Origin of the sequence: Streptomyces sp. NPDC096152, from assembly GCF_044763235.1 — a bacterium.
In the GTDB taxonomy this organism is placed as follows: Bacteria; Actinomycetota; Actinomycetes; order Streptomycetales; family Streptomycetaceae; genus Streptomyces.
In genome coordinates, this window is the sequence record NZ_JBIWFW010000003.1 from 108,508 (window position 1) to 126,761 (window position 18,254).

Consider the following 18,254-nt stretch of genomic DNA (forward strand, 5'->3'; position numbering starts at 1 on the left):
GATGCAGCTTGCCGATCCGCCATATAGCCACGACTCGATGCCGGGGCGGCTGTCAGTCTCCGTGCACAGTGCGCAGCAAACCATGTACCGCGGCGCGCATGAGAGAGGCTGAGCCGCTCCCGTCCGCGTAGTCGATGACGGCTGCTTTCGCGTGCTGGGTAATAAAGCCTGTTGCGGCATGTTTGGCGCAACGGGTGGCCAACACGACCACATCGGCCTGCCGGGCCTTTTGACGTAGTGGCGGGCTGCCGACGCTGTCGTGCGCACTGGCGACTTTGACCCCAGGCGCAAGTTGCTGCAGGGCTTCGCTGACGCGGTCCAGCACTCGCTGGTCGAGGGAGTAGAGCAGAACGTTGCGGCCCGCGGCCTTCTGCAGTCTGGCGTCGGTATCCTGCACTAGGTCGTCGTCAGGCTGCTCGTGCCAGTCGAGTTCGATGCCGAGTTCCAAGGACAGGCGCCGGGCCATGGCGATGTCTGCGAGGTCCAGACGTCCCTGGTGCACACTGAGCGGCAGGAGCAGTGCCAATGCGAGGGACTCGCGGGCGTCCGGGTCAGGACAAGCCTCCAAGACCAGCCGGTCTGCGAAGTCCAGCGCAATAGAGGCCCGTTCGGGAGCGACCCAGCGCTCGCACGTATCGGCGAGTTCTCCCAATAGTTGCCCGTAGACCACGGCGGAAGGGCTCGAACGCAGGACGATCTCGGTCAGTGCCTGCACAGCCAGCAGGTCACCGGGCCCTAGCCAGTCGTAGGCCAGCGCACACGTGATGAGAGCGCGAGCGCTGAGCGGTGCGGGCTGGTCGTATCCGACGCTTTCGATGAAGGCCCCAACACAGCGCCAGACCTTCCTTTGGCCCTCGTCGTGCAGTTCTTCCAGCAGGGCAGCGACTGCCCGGTCGTCAGCGGCGGGTGAGGGCCACGCGGTCCAGACCTCATGCTCCAAGATGGCGTTCATGCCGGTGTATCCGTCGGCGATCGCGCTGATCAAATCCGCCCACGAGGCGGGTATTGGTTCGACCGCGGCCCCGTCAGTGTCCTGCATTCGGGACGGCGGGGTTGACGGCTTCGGCGAAGCAACCGGGGTACCTGCCACCTCATGAGCGGGCTTGTTTTGGGAAGCGTTCTGCGGACTGAGAAGAGTCGTCGCGGCTTCCCTGAGGACAGGCGGCAGAACGTCGCGCGACGCAGTGTGCTCGATGGCGGTGAGTATGCGCTGGCTGCTGTGAAGGGCACCACGCGTCACCGCTGCCAGGAGCAGGACGACGAGTGCGTCGGCGGAGTAGGACTCCATGTCGTCCTCGAAGGGAGCCAGCGCAAGGAAGCCCCGATCGTGGAGGGCCTGTTGCGCGTGAGGCAGATCGCCGCGGCTCAGGGGCTCCTGCACGTCGCAGGAGAAGACGGCATCCAGCACCGCTGCTTTCACCGGGGCGGGCGGGTCTTGCCGCAGGACGTCGCCCAGGCCGGGGTAGTCGAGCAGTTCTCGGTCGAGTCCGAGCCGAGTGAGTCGCTTGATGTGCAGGTGGGCGAGGTTGGCGGCGGTGATGCCTCCTTGGCCGACCAGTTGATCGAGTACCGCTTGGGAGGCGGCTTGACCGCCAGCCGCCAGGGCGGCGTCGAATTCGGCCAGCAGCCGTCCGGTCGGCTTCACTGCCCGCCACAGTCGCGGCGGACGATGAGCCAACGTGTGCTGCATGAGCAGGGCCACGTCTGTCAGCCTCTGGCGGAAGCGGCGGTTTGGGTGGGTCTCGAGCCGGAAGGTGGTCGTCGCCGTTCCGGCGAACTCCTGCACCGCTGCCTCGATCGGATCGTCGGAGTCCAGGGTGCAGGGGTGCACGCCGGCGCCACTGAGGTAGGTGGCGCCGGCGAAGGCAGTGATGATGTTGCCGACGAGAGTCGCGTGAGCATCGTCGCGGGCGATGACATAGATCGCGAAGCGGTCCTGGGCCTGCTGGTAGCGCGGCAGCACGATCGGGATGTCGCTGCCGCTGCGCAGCAGATCGACGAAAGGTCGGGCTCGGTCGCCCTTGCCCGGGTCGGGATCCATGTCCGGCCAGGCGTCGTTACCCTGGCTGAAGAAGCGCTGCAGGAAGGCTTCCAGGTCTTGGGCGCTTGGGGCGGGGGCAGCCGGGCGCTCGGCGGTCACTGGTGTTCCTTCCATCGCTGGGCGAGTTCGAGGCGTGCCTGGGCCGCGTCGCTGCCTCCCACCTTGTAGCTCACCGCCTCGTCGTTCTCCAGTAGGCCCCGTACCGTGAAGTTCATGGACCCGGTGAGCATCCAGTCCCGGCCGCAGATGGTCTTCTCGTGCACGGCGGGGCTCTGGACGATGCGCACGGTGTGACGAGGGGCCAGGCGATGTAGTCGCCCCAGGAATTGGACGTTGTGCGTGTCGGGGCGCGTGACCACGGTCAGGGAGGTACCGGCCGCCGTGATCCGGGCAAGCAGGTCGGCCAACGAGCAACTGCTGGGAGGGTTGTCGTCGAACAGGTCGTCGTATGTTCCCTGGCTGTTGTCGAGGATCTTCACATCGCTGATCCATGGTGAGACCAGCCACATCACCGGTCCGGGAGACATGAGTTCTCCGACGAGGGCCATGGCCAAGATGGCGTCGGCGCGCACGCCGGTATGTCCACCGGTGCGTACGGGGCGCTCGATGCCGCTCACTGCGTGGCCTCCCGGATGTCCACTCGGACTCGCCACTGCTGGCCGTCGCGTCGCATTCCTTGCATCTCTCCGTACAGGCGTAGCACGTCCCAGTCCACGGTCAGTACGGGCACGCGGACGATGGCGTCGGACAGAGCCGTCGCGGCGTTCGTGTCGGCGGTCAATTCCACGGCGGCGTGCTGGGTTATGGCGGCCTGATAGCGCTGTTCCCAGCCGTCTTCGGTGACGTCGATGCACGGCAGTTGCTCGTCGTGTGCTGCGGCAGCGAGGAGACGGTCCAGCACGGGTGGCCGATCGAGGTAGGGCTGGTAGTGCTGAAGATGGTGCGTTCGGGCGTCCCGGCCCCGCGGCCAGAGCATGCTGAATGCCTGGTCGGCCGACAGGCCTGGGCCGGGGCCGGTGGGCAGGCGCCCGGAGCCGACGGCGTAGGCGATGACGCGGGCGTCGATTTCTACGCCGAGCCGGTGCTCGAGGGCCTGCCATGCGTCGATGAGGGCCAGGGCGCTGGCATCGGTGGTGGGGCTGCTGCCCGGGCGGAGCAGTCGGGTGGACAGGGCTGCCACGGCGCTGTGGCGTGGCGGTCCGTCGAGTGTGCTCCACGCCTTGCGAAGGTCGGTGAGTGCTTGGCGGGAGTCGGCTGCGGAGGTGCGGGCCCGTAGACCTGCCATGGCCTGTGCTGCTGGGCCGGCCGGTGCTGTGGTCACGTGGCGCAGGAGTCGGGTGACGGTGGTGTCGACGTATTCGTAGTCGTTGGGGGTCAGGGCTGTCTCGACCAGGCGCCAGAAGCGCCGTGGGTCCTCGGCGTAGTAGCGGGAGAGCTGTTCGATCACTCCCAGGCCGCCGATGGAGGTCTCGCTGAGCCATACGGTGGCCGGATGTCCGTCCTGGGGTGCAGGGACTACGTCGACGATCAGGTCGCCGTCCTGTGCGTCCGGGCAGGCACGCAGTGCTGCAGCGAGCACGGCAGCGGCCACGGTGTCGGTGTAGGCCCGCCGTGCCAGGTCGGTGGTGCGGACGGCGATGTCGGGTGTCACCAGGAGGTGTCCGGCCCGGTCCAGGGCGTCCATGACAGCGGGGACGGCGCTCAGTTCGGTGAGTGTGGCGATGAGCCGTTCGTTGGTGTGGGCGGGCTGGCCGGTGGGCTCGTCGCGGTAGAGCACACTGAGGATTTCGGCCAGGTCCTCCCGCCAGCTGCCGTCCGCCAGGGCGGCACGAATCGATGACGGATCGGGGCCGTCGTCGCTCATGCCTCGTAGGGAGAACGCCGTCAGGTAGACAAGGGCGAGCCAACCGCGCTGGAACTGGTTGGTCACCTCTGCCAGTGCCCGATCGTCGTTCACCGCCTGGAAGAAGGCAAGGGTCCGCCATTGGGGAGAGGCGAGGTAGTGGGAGATCTCGGGGCGGGTGGTGTCCAGCGGGGCGAGGGTGAACGACGCGGCGTCCACGCTGAGCCGGAATCCGAGGGCTGCGGGTTCCCCGTTGCAGGTGTAGCGCACGGTGCGGGCATCTGTTGTGCCCGAGTCGTAGCTCACCTCGAAGCGGGCTCCGGCAGTCATCCGGCGCACTTCGACGGGGTTGCCTGCTGCGTGCAGGGAGAAGCCGACGGCAGTGATGCGGTCCTGCCACGAGGAAGGACGGGGAACGTCCCCGGACAGGGGCGAGGTGTTGGTGTCGACGACGATCTGCGAGCCCCACAACGGAAAGCCTTGTGACCGGTCGGCGACCGGCCTGGGCGGCTGGCTCAGGTGCAGGCGATGGGGGCGTAGTACGACCAGCCCCGTCTGGTCGTACCCCGGAGGGAACCATCGGCCTTCGGGTGTGGGGTCCGGGACGAGGCTTTCGTCGAGTTCCAGGGTGTCCTGGCCAAGTGGGGGGACGGGCAGCCAGGTGCGGTGGTCGTTTCGCTGGTAGCCGTAACGGCGGCTGACGCGGCCGGGTACGGCTTCTCTGAGAGCCCTGGCGATCGGCAGCAGTTCGTCGGTGTTGTCCTGCACGGCGTCGCCGGCGGCCTGGCGCGCAGCGAAGGGCAGGGTCAGTGCGACCTCGGGCACGTTGAGCGGGTCGAATAGGGCGCGCGTCACGAACTCCGGCAACATGGTCCCGGGTTCGGCGCCGGGGTCCTTGTCCTGGAGGGTCTGCCAGTTGCTCTTCAGTCGGCGGGTCGCGGTGGGTACCACGCTGAGCAGCAGTGATCGCGGCTCCTCCCACAGCAGGGCCTGCACCTCGTCGGCGCTCAACTGGAGTGCCGTTTTGAGGTGACGTGCCAGATCGTCCTGGAGGGTGGCATTGGTCAGCAGACTCTCCAGCAGATACGCGAACTGCTGGCGGGCGCCGTCGTCCTGAGTCTTGATGCCGTTTCGTGGCGCGGTCAGCAGTTGCCTGGGGTCGTTCCAGATTTGGCGGGAGCGCAGTTTCCGCCCGGCCCAGTCCAGCAGCGACTGCGCTCCCTGGATCTTGATCACAAAGCGGTTGTTGACCGGGAGGTGGCGTGCGGCCACTTCCGGCTGGAACAGCGTCTCGTATGCCTGGTAGGCGAGCCGGTCCCGGCCGTAGTCGGAGAGGGTGATGACCGTGATGGGGCGCATAGCGCGCTGACGGCCGGCGCGGCCACGTCGCTGGATGAAGGCCGCTGCGTCGTGGGGTGCCTTGTGCTGGAGGACCAGTCCGACGCGCGGGTCGTTGAAACCGACTTCGAGGGAGGCGGTCGCCACCGTCAGATCGGCGTGCAGATCGACTCCGACGTCCTGCGACGACGTGCGAGCCACGCGCAGGGCATGGCTGCCCGCACCGGGGGCGAGTACATGGCCGATCTTCTCCATGAGGTCCCATGACTGACCGTCGCGGTAACGGGCGCGGTGCTGGGGGCTGGCCGGAGCGCGGAGGGCAGCGAGGGCGGGATGGCGGCCGCTTGGCCGGCCGTAGCGGTCTTGCCTTCCCTCGGCGTCACGCAGGTCGTCGTAGAAGCGGTTGGTGACGTCCAGGTCGTCGGTGAAGAGGAATCCGGTGGACCCGTACAGGGCGGCATCCTCCTCGGGGTCGAGCATGCGCCCGAAGAGCATGGCCGTTTGGATGGAGGTGGACAGCAAGCTGCTGCCGGCGATCGGATCGCCGCGCAGTGCGAGGGCGTATTCGCGGCCTTCCTCGTCCATGCTGTCGTCGACAGGCTGGATGTACTCGACGTCGTTGTCGCGCAGACCCACCAGGCGGGCGAAGAACGCATTGGCGTCGCGCAGCGTGGCGCTCAGTCCGACGAAAGTGACCGGTTTACGGACTGCCTGCTGCCATCGGCGCAGCAGGAGGGCCGTCTGTGCTCCGTGAAGCCCAGCGTAGGTGTGCACCTCGTCGAGCAGGACCAGCGAGGGGACCGCGCCTGCCTGCCAGCCCAGCAGTCGGCCGATGCCTCCTGCGGCGCTGTAGAGGTTGAGCATCTCGGTGGTGGTGAACAGCAGGTCCGGTGGCTGCTCGCGCTGGCTTTGGCGGGTGAGAGCCAGGCGCCCCTCCTGGATGACGCTCTGGCAGGTGGGGTTGAGGCATGTCAGTCGTTCTTTGTTGTTGCGGCGGTCGGCGTCGTGCCACAGGAGTTCACCGCGCTCGCATTGCGGGCACGTCAGGTAGGGGCAAATGGCGCCTTGCTGAGTCCGCTTCCAGGCTGTGCGGCCGTTGGCGCCGGATTCAAGGCGTTTGTCCTGGGGGTCGTAGGGCGTGTCTCCGTAGAGAGCTCCCAGGCGAAGCGGTCGGCGCTCGCAGCTTTGCAGGGTGGGTTCCAGTGCGTGGGCGGTACTCAGTGCCTCCCGCAGTTGGTCACGCAGCAGTTCCTTGCGTGGATACAGCGCCAGGGTATGCAGTCGGAAACTGTTCGGGCGGGCGCGTTCGGCCATGGCCGCGAAGGCGGGCAGGTAGAAGGACAGTGTTTTGCCGCTACCGGTGCCGGCGCCCACGATCACACCGCTGGAGTGCGGGCGCTTGAGGGCATTAGTCACCGCCGCGGCGGCATCGATCTGGAACCGGGCGAGGTCTCGGGAACCGATCTGCGCCTGGGCCACGAACTGCTGGAGGCGACTCCACCCCGGCAGATCGGCGAGTTCCTTCAGTGCGGTCGCCGCGGGGATGTTGCGCTGAGGGTAGCGGCGCGGCGCAATGTGCAGGCGGTAGTCGGCGACGAGTCGTTTGCCGCTCTGCCACCACGGCGTGGCCTCCTCGCGGACCTGCCAGGGGAAGAGTTGCCGCAGTTGGGCTGCCAGACGGACGGTCTCGGCCAGCCGCGTGCGATATTGCGGGGGCGAGGTGTCCGGCACCTTGAACAGCCAGGCACGCTCCCGGAATTCGTACAGCAGGTCTTCGCTCGATATGCCTGCCGCTTCCTGCGGGGCGTCGAGCAGGCAAAGATCGATGGCCTCGAGGACTTCACTCTCGGTCAGGGCGCCGTCCGTGATGCCCCAGGACACGAGGGGCAACTCGCGGTCCTCGAGCGTGTTGAGGACATGGTTGTAGAAACGAGCGCGGGGCGGTGTGATCACGTGCGCCTCCTGCGGACTTCCAGGTCAGCGTCGAGATCGACGCGACGCAGCAGTGCGATCTCCTCGTCCGTGATGTCGCTGAGCAGCAGGGCGGTGCCGGAGGCCAGGCGATCCAGGAGCGTCTGCAGTCCTTCCGGCGGCGGTGGCGCGGTCTCGAGCAGTTCAGCCAGTTCGGCGTGGGCGTTGGCGAACAGAGTGATCACAGCTGCGTCGACGTCGGCGCGAGCAGTCTTGATGAGGTCCTGGTGCAGTGCTTTGGCCCGTGCCTGGTCCTGCAACGAGAGCATGGCTTGCCGCGCCATCTGCAAGGCCGCCAGTTGGGCTTGTGACCACTGCCGCCATGCTTCCTGACTGTCCTGGGCTATGCGGTCGGCGACCTTTTGTACGGCTGTCGAAGCCCTGGTGAAGGCGGAGTTGGGAGGCAGTCCGCCGCCTTCGCAGTGGCGAGTGAACGCTGCCAGGCCCGTGTCGAGCCCGGAGAGGTCGATGTCGCCCGCCGCTGGCTGGGCCATCAAGGAGCGGGCGATACGCAGGCGTCGCTGCAAAGACATCAACTGGTTGTGCAGGACGCTGATGCGTTCGCTGATGCGCCTCGCTTCCTCCTCTCCCTTCTCCCCCTCGTTGAGCCGGCGTGCCTCCCCCTGCAGGCGCTCGGCCTTTTGCAACACGGACAGGGGCGCGCTCATCGATCCTCCTCCGGTACGCTCAGCGACCGCCACTCGGTCAAAAGTTCCTGGACACCCCTGGCCGCCTCATCGCCATGGGAGTTGGTGCGGGATGCAGCGTGCTCCAAGGCGGTGGTCAGCCATGCATCGCTGGCCTGCAGAAGGCCGCTGACCACCTGGATGGTGACGCCTCGGTCACGCACGGCCGCCGTGATGCGCGCCGCGTCGGGGGCCTCGGGCTCTTCCGCCCGCAGGAGATCGTCCTCGAGTTGGTTCAGGATCTTCCAGTCGGCATCTTGCGCCCGCGCCAGACGTTCGGTGATATCCGCCCTGGTGGCCAGCGGAACCGGGATGCTGGCATCCTCGGCCGCAAGGAGCGCATCGCGCACGGCGGCCAGGACCTGCGCCCCGGTCGTACCCCGCGGATGGTGCCGGCGTATGCCATCCAACTTCCGGCGCAGCGACGCATTTTGCGCCTCGACCATGTCCGTCCAGTCGGCGAAGTTCTTGACGGCCTTCTTCACCCACTCCGGTACGTCCGATCCCGTCACCTGCCAGTCCCACTGTGCTACCGCTCGGCGCAGCAGCGGTAGCGCCCTCGCCGCGTCGATCATCCGTGCCTTCCCTTCGCCCTGGGCCACGCCCAGGGCGTCGCGCAGCCGCTCGATGAGGGGGGGCCGGTACTGGAGGTGGCCCTCCAGGGCCCGACTCCATGCGCTTTCGCGGTCCGCGGCGTCCTGGCGCGCCCAGGAGCGTCCGTCGGCGAACGCGATCGCCAGCAGTTCGGCCTCGTCCATGCCGGGCCATGCCAGCCCGGCCAGAGCGGCCCCGATCAGGGCTGCCCGCAATCCGAGGACCAAGTCGTCATCGGTGATCTGCAGGTTCTTCTGCAGGACGGTGGTCAGCGACGCGGTGTAGCGGTCGGCGTCTGTGCTCAGCCGGCGTACGTGTTCGGCACGCTGGGCGGGCTGGCCGTTCTTGAGCAACAGCACGCTGCGCAGGTATCGGCTGTTTCGTGCCGTCCGCTTGAACTTGATCGGGGCTGTCTCCGCGCCCTGGATGTTCTCCGTTGCGCCTTCGATCGAGACCACACGGGCATTGAGAGGCCAGGCTGAGCGGATCGTCGCCTGTGTCTGTTCCCGCATCAGCGGATTGATCCAGCGGTAGCGCTGCGCAACGGCGGTCGCGATGACGGTGCGCAAGTCGCTGGCCACGGCCTGCGGCAGTACTTGTTCGCGGGTAAGCCAGTCCTCCACGGCATTGACCTTGGCCTGGAGAGAGGGAGGCAGCTTTTCAGTGGTGGTTTCCGTCTCGGTCTGCTGCTTTTCCCGCTCCGCCGGTTGGACTCTGACCGGCTGCCGAGGAGTGGCGCTGGCCCCCGAGAAGGTGCGGGGTTCAAGAGCAAAGGCTTCTATGACCGCGGACGGCAGCGCGCCGGCGTGGTCGGGGGCCCCGCCCCAGAACTCGAGGACAATCTTCCGGCGGTCTGCGTCGAGATGATCCTCTGCCTCGACGACTTCCTGTACATCGGTGGACAGCGGCTCGTCGATGTCCGCGGTGGGGAACTGGGTACGGAAACGGGCGTCGGGGAAGGTGCCTTCCTTGAGTGCGCCGGCGTGGTCGACCAGGACGGGGCGGATCACGCTGCCGAGCACGGTGCGCGGGACGAAGGCGTAGGGGTCGTTGCGCGGAGCCGTCGCGTGGATGGTGCGGACTAGGGCGGAGGAGTTGAACGGATACAGGCCGAAGCCCTCGGAGGTTACTCCGAACTGCTCATGGCATCGGGAGACCAGGTCGCAGGTCTCACAGGGATTGCGTACCTGCTGCTCGCCCTCGTTCTCCAGGGCGTCCCGCCCGACCCGGGCGGCGTTGAGATACCGTCCGACGAACGAGGTGATCTCAGATTCTCCGCGGTCGTCTCTGGTGAAGGGGACGTTGAGGTTGTAGACGTAGCCGGCGGTGGCCCGGACACGAGTGAGCGCGGTCTCCGGGAGGTCGCTGAAGTAGCCCGTGGTGACCGCCATGAGGGTGCGGATCGGGGCCAGGGTGGTGGTGCCGTAGCGGTTGGCGGCCTCGATGACCGCATCGAGGAGGTCTTTCTGCACGCCTTGGATCAGCGCGAAGTCCTCGATGAGCAGGATGATCTCCTTGCCCTTGCGGGCGTACTCCCGCCGCACCTGCAGCATGGCGTCCTGCAGGCGGCCCGCGCCCAGGCTCGCCACCCGTTTGACGGCCGCTTCCAGGTGCTGGTTCAGCAGGTCGACGGCGGCCTGCTGCAGCTGCGTGTTACCCGAGATCACATTGATCAGCTTGATCGTGACCTGGGCGGCACGGTGGAGGTCTAGCAGGTCGGTGGGGAGATCATCCATGGTGAACGCCATCGGGCGGTCCGGCTCGCCGTCCGCGCGGTCCTGCAGCAGTTGTTCCGCCAGCCTGGGAATGAACTTGCCCTGTCCGAGCATGAAGGCGCTCACGTGGGGGTCCTGCAGGACGACCGTGAGGCCGCGGGGACCGGCGAGCGGACGGGCGTGCTGAGGGACGTCCCGGGCCGTCGTAGCGGCCAGGGACTCGCTGAGGGCGTTCACCAGACTTCTGCTCAACGTGGTCGCGTCCACGCCGTCGGTGAACCGGTGGATGTCAGTGCGCAACTGAGCCAGCGCGCCGCTGTCCGCGTCGGCAAGCAGGGCGTCGATCACAGCGCGGAGGCTGGTCTTGGCCTTCTCGAGATAGATGACCTTGTATTTGTCCGAGGGGGGCAGGTTCTCGCGCACCCAGCGCACCAGGTGCGACTTTCCGGTCCCGGAGTCACCGACGATCGGCAACAGGAGCGCGCCGGTGTCGGACTGCAGCGACAGGAAGTCCTTCAGGACGGTGTTCTCGTCGATGAGCGGGCCGTCGGAGACGATGGCACGTCCGTCCAGGCCAGCCCGGCGGATGCGCAGCGGCGCATGCGTGGCCAGGAAGACCGCACGAGAGGGGCTGACCGCCTCGGTGTTGATCGTCGCGGCCGCGGTTTCGGGCGTCCAGCACAGGAAGCCGCGGAAGTCAGCCATGCTGGTCCTCCGAGATGACGATGTCGGACACGTAGTGCGACGGACGGTCGGGGTCATGAAGGGTCAAGACGCGCTGGGCGTCGGCGTCCTGCTGCAGGACGAGCCAACCCTCGTCTTCGCCGCGCAGCAGGGCGTAGGACAAGGCGGCCCCTGCTGACTGGGCGCCCGGGTCGGAAATGCCCATGGCATTGGCGTAGTCCCCGCCCGGCAGGACCGGCAGGGCGGTGCGCAGGGTTCGAGCAGCGTCGACGGCGTTGACGCGTTCTCCGACAGGCCACAGCCTTTGCACCAGCTGCTTGACGGCCTCTGTGCAGTCCGGCAGCAGGGGGCCCGCGCCGCTGGTGGGCAACAAGGGGGCTGCGGCCAGGCCCAGAGCCGGCGCCCAGTGCACGAAACGGTTCCAGCGCGTGTCGTTTCGCGACGCAGTGCCCGCGTCGGGATTGAGGTCGATGGACTGCTCGCGTTGGACGATGGCCCAGGTGGCCGGTCCGTCGAGCGGATCGCAGGAGAGGAACCATACGAGGATGCGGGTGAGGTCGCGCGAACCGGTCTGTCCTGCGTCGTCAGCCAGTCCGACATTGAGCTCATCGGCCAAGACAGCCTGGCGCAGGGCGCTGCTGAAGGACGAGAAGTCCGTGCCGTCGAGGTCGCCGGCGTGTCCGGCGAGCGAGAGGGGGTCTTTGTCCTCGGCGATCAACTGCAACTCGCGCAGGGTCCGCAGGGCTTGGTCGAAGGCCTTGTTCTCCTTGCCCTCGGTCAGGGAGGGGGGAGCCAGAAGAGCCCGCGCGCGATCGGTCGCCAGCGGCTTTCCCTCTGCGGCAAGAAGGCGAACGACGGCCCACATAAACGGTGGTATCGAGGATTCGGCGAGAAGCAGGGCCACTAGAACGACTCCAAGGCAGTACGCACCCACAAATGGGCGCGGTGGATTGCAACAAGTGGGGCGTCGGGGCGATCCGGGTGCGCCAAAGGCCGTGGATGCAGCAGGTAGGTTACATCCTGGGAATCGAAGCGCATCGCCAGATCGTCTCCCATGTGTGAGGCAGAAGAGTCCAGCAGCCAGACCATCGGGTTGGTGTAGCGGCCCAGGAGGTCCTCGTCCCTGTCGACGATGAGGGGGCGGGGGCGCACGTCGCGTTGCAGCCGTCGGGTGGCCAGGCGGGCAAGCCCCGGACCGCCGAGCACCGACATCCCCCGCACGGCCAGGTGCTCGAGCAGTTCGGGCATCAGGTCGGTGAACTCCTGCTCGTTCTCCCAGTAGATGGAAAGGCACGACAGGTCACCGCGGAACCGCTTCAGGGGGTCCTCGCGTCGGTTCGGCCACGACGGCACGGCGGGCCAGGGCTCGACCGCGAGTCGGTAGTAACCCTCCGGGGCGGTGCGCGGCGGACCCTGCTTCCGGCAGGGCGGGCATCCGCGGCAGGTGACTCCGGTGGTCAGGACGCCTTGGCGGTAGGGCACGCGGTAGTGGTCGGCGAGCGCCTCGCCCCAGCAGCGGTCGCCGCGCAGGATCTTTCGCAGCCGGCCGGCGGCGTCACGTTGGTCGTTGATGATCAGCCGACGGACGTCGTTGAATCGTTGCAGGAAGTAGGTGCGGTCGTTGGTCTGGCCGTCCACGAGGAAGACGTCGAACTGCTTGCCCAAGGACGTGTAGAACGCGTCGAGGCGTCCTTGCCAAGTCGTGTCGGTTTCCCTCTCGTCGCGCTGCGGGGGTTCGGGAATGGTCACCTTGATGAGGCCAGCTCTGACCATGAAGTTGAGAATGCGTTCGTTCCAACTGCGGTGCCGGCCGAAGCCTTCGGGCATGTCGGCAGGCAGGGCTTCGAGGCTGAGCCGGTGAGCGCCGTTGTCGGTGGCGGTGCGCCCCACCCACATGGCACGCCACCGGGCCCAGGCGCGTTCGGCGGTCAATTGCGGGCTGCGATTGATGCTTTCGGCCAGCTCCTCGTCCCCGGGAGCGGTGGCCATGTAGGCGATGCAGGGGTTCCCGTCCCGCCCGGCGCGGCCGACCTCCTGGTAGTAGCGGTCCGTAGTTTCCGGAAGGCAAGCGTGGACCACGGTGCGCACGTCGGTGAGGTCGACTCCCAGGCCGAAGGCCGAGGTGCCCACGACCACATCGAAGCGTGTGCGCTCGGCTCCGGCTGGGGTCGATCCCGCCCAGCCCTCGAGAGCCTGCCGCCGCTGGTCGTCGGTGGACTTTCCGGTGACCTGGGTGACGCGGCGAAAGCCCGCCTGGCGGAGCCGTTCAGCCCAGTCGACGGCGTCCTTGACCCGGGTGGTGTAGAGCGCCAGGGGCCGAGGCAGCATGGCGACTGCGTCGATGACGGCTTGGTTCCGGCTCTGATCGTCGGGACAGGTGTCGACGTAGTAGCTGGGCTCGTGGCGGAGTTGGGACGCCCATACCACCTGGGCTTGCCCCTCCTCGGCGAACAACTGTTCCAGAAGGCTGACTTGTTGGTGGGTGAGAGTGGCGCTCATCGCCACGGTCACTGGTGCCTGGTCCTGGGGGGCCTTGCGCAGCCAGGTACGCCGGTGGCCGGCCATGGTCTGGAACTCGGGCCGAAACCCGGTGCCCCACTGTTCGACCAGGTGCGCCTCGTCGATGACGAAGTACTGCAGCAGTCCGGCTTCAGCGGCGTCCTCCAGTGGCTTCTTCAGCGCCGTCACCACCGCTTCGGGGGAGGTGAACAGCACGCGCTGGCGGCCGGTTCGGACGTCGTCGCAAATCTGCCGCTTGGTCTCCTGCGGCATGCCGCCGGTGTAGGCGTACCGGCCGGTCGGACTCTGCCTGCCCTGGCGTGCGAGGGCGGCTTGTGTTCTGGCCTCCATGTCCAGGGCGAGAATGACGGTAGGGACGACCACGACGGACACTCCCCCGCGGGCGCCTGCCAGCAGGGCGGCGGCTTGGGCCACTGCGGTCTTGCCGTGGCCAGTGGGCAGGCACACGATCGTGGTACTGCCCGCGGGAGCCAGCGCGACGGCCCGTGCGGCCTGCTGCTGTCCCACGGAGACGTACTCCTGGTAGCCGAGCGCCTCCGTCCAATAGGGGTCGGCCGACTGGGATTCGAGGCGCCGTCGGTGCGGTGAGTCCTCCCCCAGGTGGACCTGCTTCAGGTCTTCCCGTGCGCTCTGCTGTGCTTCAGGGGTCAGGGCTCGTGGGTGCCACTCCAGGGCAAAGACGCGCAGTCCGCTTCCGGTGGGCAGCGTCCTGCACGCCATCTGCTCCCACTGCTCTCGGCTGGGCAGGGCCGCGTCCAACGGCACCTTGAGCCCGGCATGGTTGCCCCTGACCGCGGCCTCCAGCAGGACTTGGCGAGTCAGGGCGGCGATGTCGCGCCAGCCGACCGCGTCCGTGCGGTGGGCCGCTCGGTCGGCCAGGGCATCCCTCAACCGCCGCAACGTCCCCGTCGCGGTCGTCGCGGGAACCGCGGGCCAGGCCGAAAACAACGCCTGTGCGTGCGCCCACAGATCACCCATGGTGGTTCACCGTCCGGTATCCACCGCGCACGATGCAGGTGGCGGCTACCACGCGCACCGAGGGGCGGCTCAGTCCCTCTGTCAGATCCCGGGCCACGGTGACGTCCAGCAGATAGCTTTCCGTGTCGCCCAGCAGGTGGCCGGCCGCCCGTCGCGCCTGCGCCTGCGCGCTCGTCACGGCAAGTTGCTGTCGTGCCTGTTCCTGGGCCTGGACGCACTTGCTGACCAGATCGGTTGCCTGGACGAGGTGGGCGCGGGCCACGTCCTGGGCTGCTTCGGCCGCGCGGCGGTACTCCTGCCCGCCTCCGAACAAGGCGAGCAGTTGCTGATGGTTGGTGAAGTTGTAGTTCTGATCGCCCTGTCTGCCGTAGGGCTCGTCCAGCCACTCGCAGGCCTTGGGGTTGGTGAGAGGCTCTCGGTGACCAGCCGGCACCCAGACCTTGCGGGTGAACGGAGCGAGCAGGCGGTCGGCCTGGCGCCGCAGTGCCCGACCGGCTTCCGGTACGTCGTCGACGTGCTGCAAGGCGGAACCGATGTCGGCCTCCACGAGGTACTCAAACCCGAAGTACGCCTCGTCGGCGCCCCGGCAAGCCGGGTCGAAGCGTCGGAAGGCCGTGGCCTGCCCGCGTTCGTCGGCGAAGACGATACCGGCGAGCATGTCGACGAAGGGGTTGCCCGAACGGAAGAGCCGGGTCCCCGGTGCGCGCAGGGCGGTGGAGCGGTTGAACACGCCCTGGGACATGTGGGGGTGGATGCTTTCGGTGGCCGCCTTGTGGCGTCGGGGATCGACCAGGGGGCGCGAGGAGGCGACATCGAAGCAGTCACGCTGGTGACCGGCGACGGTGCGCAGGTCATGTCGGAAGCGCAGGCCGCCGCTGCTGTCGCCGGCGTAGTGCACCAGGCTCTTCCGCAGTGTGCGCCAGTCCTGTTCCAGGCGGTCAAGCGCGCCCGTGGTCTGACGTGCCTGTTCCGACGTCTCGTGGATGGACTCCAGCATGTCCATGGTGTCGATGTCCCGTTTGGCCTGGCGGAGGTCCTCACGCAGGGCAGGTGCCAGCGCCGTAAGTCCTGCGGGCCCGTCGGTCAGCGCCTGCCGCCACACTCGGGCCAGCCCTTCGGCAATGATGTCCTGCAGGGTCGAAACCGACGCCGTGAACAGGTCATATCCCTCATGGAGGAGGGCGGCCCAGGCGCCGCAGAACAGTTCGTTGCCTTCCCGGTCACCGATGCGGAACTGCTGCGCCGGCCGATTCTGCCGCAGAGATTCCACTCCCCGGTAGCGGTCCACCCTTCCGATCCGCTGCTCGAGGCGATTGGGGGACCACGGCAGCCGCATATGCACCAGCGCGTCGGCGACCTGCAGGTTCAGCCCGTCCTCGGCCGAGGTGTCGGCGACGAGGACCTGGCACAGTCCCGCGTCCTGCGGGGCACGCCATGCCTGGACCGCACGTTCGCAGGCGTCCGCGCCGGCTTCCGTCGTATGCAGGCCCACAACTGCAGTTGCCGCGTGGGCGGCGATGAGGGCAGTCGCCAACTGCGCGGCCAGGGAACCCGGACCGCAGAAGATCACCACCTTGGTCCCGGGACGCATCACCGGTGCCAGCACCTGGGCAAGGAAGGTGCAGGCGGGGGCTTCAGAGGAGCCGGCGCACTGGTTGCTGTATGTCTCCACCAGGCTGTCTTCGGCCGGCAGGGCGCGTGGCGCCGCGAGCAGGTGCCGTTCCTGTTCGGTGAGTCCGGCACGGTCTGCGGCGTGCTCGTCGAGGTGGGTGCGCCAGCGCAGTGCGCACAGCAAGTCCAGGGCCGGGCCCCCAGCCCGGGAGGCCAGCACCGCCAGTGCCATGGCGAAAGCCGCGTACTGGTCGTCGTCTGCTTCCGTGTCCATCAGGTGGTCGGCGGCCAGCGTGCGCCACTCGAGCAACAACTCCTGGCCCAGGTGGTGCCCTTCCAGATCCACCGCGAGCAATCGCGGGCGCGTCCGCCCCCTGACCTCGTAGGGCACCAGGTCCGTCTCCTCGTCCTCCGTTAGCACGGAGGCACGACGATGACGGATGACCCTGCGGTGCAGACGGTAGGTCTCGCTGAGGTGAGCCCTCAGGCTCTCCACGCGCAGGCCCAGTTCGGGGGCCTGGTCCTCGTCCGCCAGATCAGCGTCCTCGGTGAGCAGCGCCAGCACACCGGCAGCCAGGTCTTCGAAGTGTGCATCGGGCGGCAGGAGGTCTCGCAGGCCTTCGATGGTCATCGGCAGCAGTGCGGGGAAGTAGGCGTCCAGTTGAAACACGCCGTCGGCCAGCCTCTTGCGCTGCTGGTAGCGTTCCTCGAACGCGGCCCGGTCGTCCCATCGGTACAAATCCTTGTCCAGCAGATGCAGCAGGCCGAGGTGGGTGACGTAGTGAGAGGTCACCGGAGTGGCCGACAGCAGCAGCAGTCGGGCGGCCGAGTGGGCGATGCCGCACAGTTCCCGGTACGGCGATTGCCCCGGCTCGGTGATGCCGTGGACTAGGAGGTGGGCCTCGTCCACGATGAGCAGGTCGGCGCCTCGGTAGGTCTCCCATTTGCGGGGGGTCTCGTGGGCGGTGAAGGTGATGCGTGCATCTGGGAAGTCGTCGATGAAAAACTTCTCCAGCATCTCGCTGCGCCACTGCCTCACCAGGGGTTGGGGCGCGACGACGACGATCCTGGCGCGGGGGTTGTCGATGAGGACCTGCCGCATGACGTAACCAGCCTGGACGGTCTTCCCGAGCCCCACCTCATCGGCCAGCAAGTAGCGCTGCACCGGGTCGGAGAGGACCGTCAAGGCGGCCTGCACCTGGTGGGGGTAGATCTCCACGGCGGCGGAGAGCAGAGCGGGGATGCTACCGCTGGCACTGCGCTGGGCGATGAGGCTGTGCAGCATCGGCAGGCGGGCGTCGTGGAAGTAGCCGGACTCGTTTCCGCCCGCCCCGAGGGTGGCCACCGGATTGCGTACCGGTTCGTCCCAGCGCACGTGCAACTCCGCTGCCTTGACGGGCAAGTGCACGTCCGGATGGTTGGGGAACTGCACGTAGTACACGCCCGGGTCGCTGCCCCGCACCCGCCCCACGATCCACACGCCCGTGCTGGGATCGCGCCGGTAGACCCGGGTCTCCTCCGGCAGGGACACAGGCGTGCACAACCGTGCAGCGATGCACTGCTGTTGCGCAACAGGTTCCGCTATCGACTCGAAGAAGTCGACCTGAACGCAGGCTCCTTCAAGCGCCCCTACACGCCCCACCCCCGGCGAACCGGCGAACCGGACGAAATCCCCCACCCTCAGCCCCGACATCGCACTTCCTTCACGAGATGTTCACATCCAGCCGGTTGAAGCGTAAACCGCACCACCGACAACGCCCTCGTCGAGTGGACGACCTTGGGCGATCGCGATTCATTGACGTTAGGCCACCGCACCGAAGCCGCAAGCCGGGCCGCCCGTCACCCCTCCGTCCAGCGCCGCCCTACCCCCACCACCCCTCCACGCCCACCCCACAGGAACACCGGGGGTGAGATCACGATAAGGATGATCATGTAGTTTCATAGCCCATACAGTTGCCCCGGTCAATATTGAGCACAAACGGTCAGTGCCTGACGCTGCGGGACATCCCGATGCCCGCGGTGCCGGGACACTGCAGGCGCTGCGGGCCGGGGAGGACATCCAACCTGCCCCGGCTGATGTGACCGGAAGGTAAGGGGTGACGCGAGTCCTGCCGCACGGACAGATGCAAACGTGGCAGGACGCGGCGCCAACCAGTTGGCGGCTTCGTTCGAGCTACCCCACTGCCCGTCATCGGGTTGACGACGGTTACCGGATACGGCTGCAGGTTCATCAACACCAGCCACCAGGGCCTCGGTCCCGCTATCGGCCCGGG

Annotated in this window: 8 protein-coding genes; all 8 read right to left on the reverse strand. The window is 67.6% G+C overall.

The genetic code is table 11. The annotated features are described in order from the left end of the window. Nucleotides 1-52: 52 nt before the first annotated feature. The 8 genes from dpdD to dpdE are packed head-to-tail and all read right to left on the reverse strand — an operon-like array spanning nucleotide 53 to nucleotide 17,674. Nucleotides 53-2,140, reverse strand: coding sequence for a protein DpdD (dpdD, locus tag ACIQ9G_RS10730; RefSeq protein ID WP_403608138.1), 2,088 nt, complete (start codon nucleotides 2,138-2,140; stop codon nucleotides 53-55). Next, nucleotides 2,137-2,658, reverse strand: a complete 522-nt coding sequence (gene dpdK, locus ACIQ9G_RS10735; RefSeq protein ID WP_403608140.1) for a phospholipase D-like domain-containing protein DpdK — start codon at nucleotides 2,656-2,658, stop codon at nucleotides 2,137-2,139. The genes dpdD and dpdK overlap by 4 nt, the downstream gene beginning before the upstream one ends. After that, nucleotides 2,655-7,175, reverse strand: a complete 4,521-nt coding sequence (gene dpdJ, locus ACIQ9G_RS10740) for a protein DpdJ (RefSeq protein WP_403608142.1) — start codon at nucleotides 7,173-7,175, stop codon at nucleotides 2,655-2,657. The genes dpdK and dpdJ overlap by 4 nt, the downstream gene beginning before the upstream one ends. Continuing rightward, on the reverse strand, nucleotides 7,172-7,861 hold the full coding sequence (locus ACIQ9G_RS10745) for a hypothetical protein (RefSeq protein WP_403608144.1): 690 nt from the start codon (nucleotides 7,859-7,861) through the stop codon (nucleotides 7,172-7,174). Before ACIQ9G_RS10745 ends, dpdJ begins: the two co-directional genes overlap by 4 nt. Continuing rightward, nucleotides 7,858-10,893, reverse strand: a complete 3,036-nt coding sequence (gene dpdH / locus ACIQ9G_RS10750; RefSeq protein WP_403608146.1) for a protein DpdH — start codon at nucleotides 10,891-10,893, stop codon at nucleotides 7,858-7,860. Before dpdH ends, ACIQ9G_RS10745 begins: the two co-directional genes overlap by 4 nt. Then, the gene (gene dpdG, locus ACIQ9G_RS10755; protein WP_403608148.1) at nucleotides 10,886-11,776 is read right to left on the reverse strand and encodes a protein DpdG; all 891 of its coding nucleotides are present in this window, start codon (nucleotides 11,774-11,776) and stop codon (nucleotides 10,886-10,888) included. The genes dpdH and dpdG overlap by 8 nt, the downstream gene beginning before the upstream one ends. After that, nucleotides 11,776-14,370 carry a protein DpdF gene (gene dpdF, locus ACIQ9G_RS10760; protein WP_403608150.1) on the reverse strand — a complete coding sequence of 865 codons (2,595 nt, stop codon included), beginning with the start codon at nucleotides 14,368-14,370 and terminating at the stop codon, nucleotides 11,776-11,778. The genes dpdG and dpdF overlap by 1 nt, the downstream gene beginning before the upstream one ends. Then, entirely contained in the window at nucleotides 14,363-17,674 is a 3,312-nt protein-coding gene (gene dpdE / locus ACIQ9G_RS10765; protein ID WP_403608152.1) for a protein DpdE, read from the reverse strand. The genes dpdF and dpdE overlap by 8 nt, the downstream gene beginning before the upstream one ends. Nucleotides 17,675-18,254: the final 580 nt, after the last annotated feature.

Bases quoted from the DNA above. Each gene is read 5' to 3' on its own strand.
- ACIQ9G_RS10745 (WP_403608144.1), bottom strand. From the start codon at position 7,861: ATGAGCGCGCCCCTGTCCGTGTTGCAAAAGGCCGAGCGCCTGCAGGGG.
- dpdH (WP_403608146.1), bottom strand. From the start codon at position 10,893: ATGGCTGACTTCCGCGGCTTCCTGTGCTGGACGCCCGAAACCGCGGCC.
- dpdF (WP_403608150.1), bottom strand. From the start codon at position 14,370: ATGGGTGATCTGTGGGCGCACGCACAGGCGTTGTTTTCGGCCTGGCCC.
- dpdE (WP_403608152.1), bottom strand. From the start codon at position 17,674: ATGTCGGGGCTGAGGGTGGGGGATTTCGTCCGGTTCGCCGGTTCGCCG.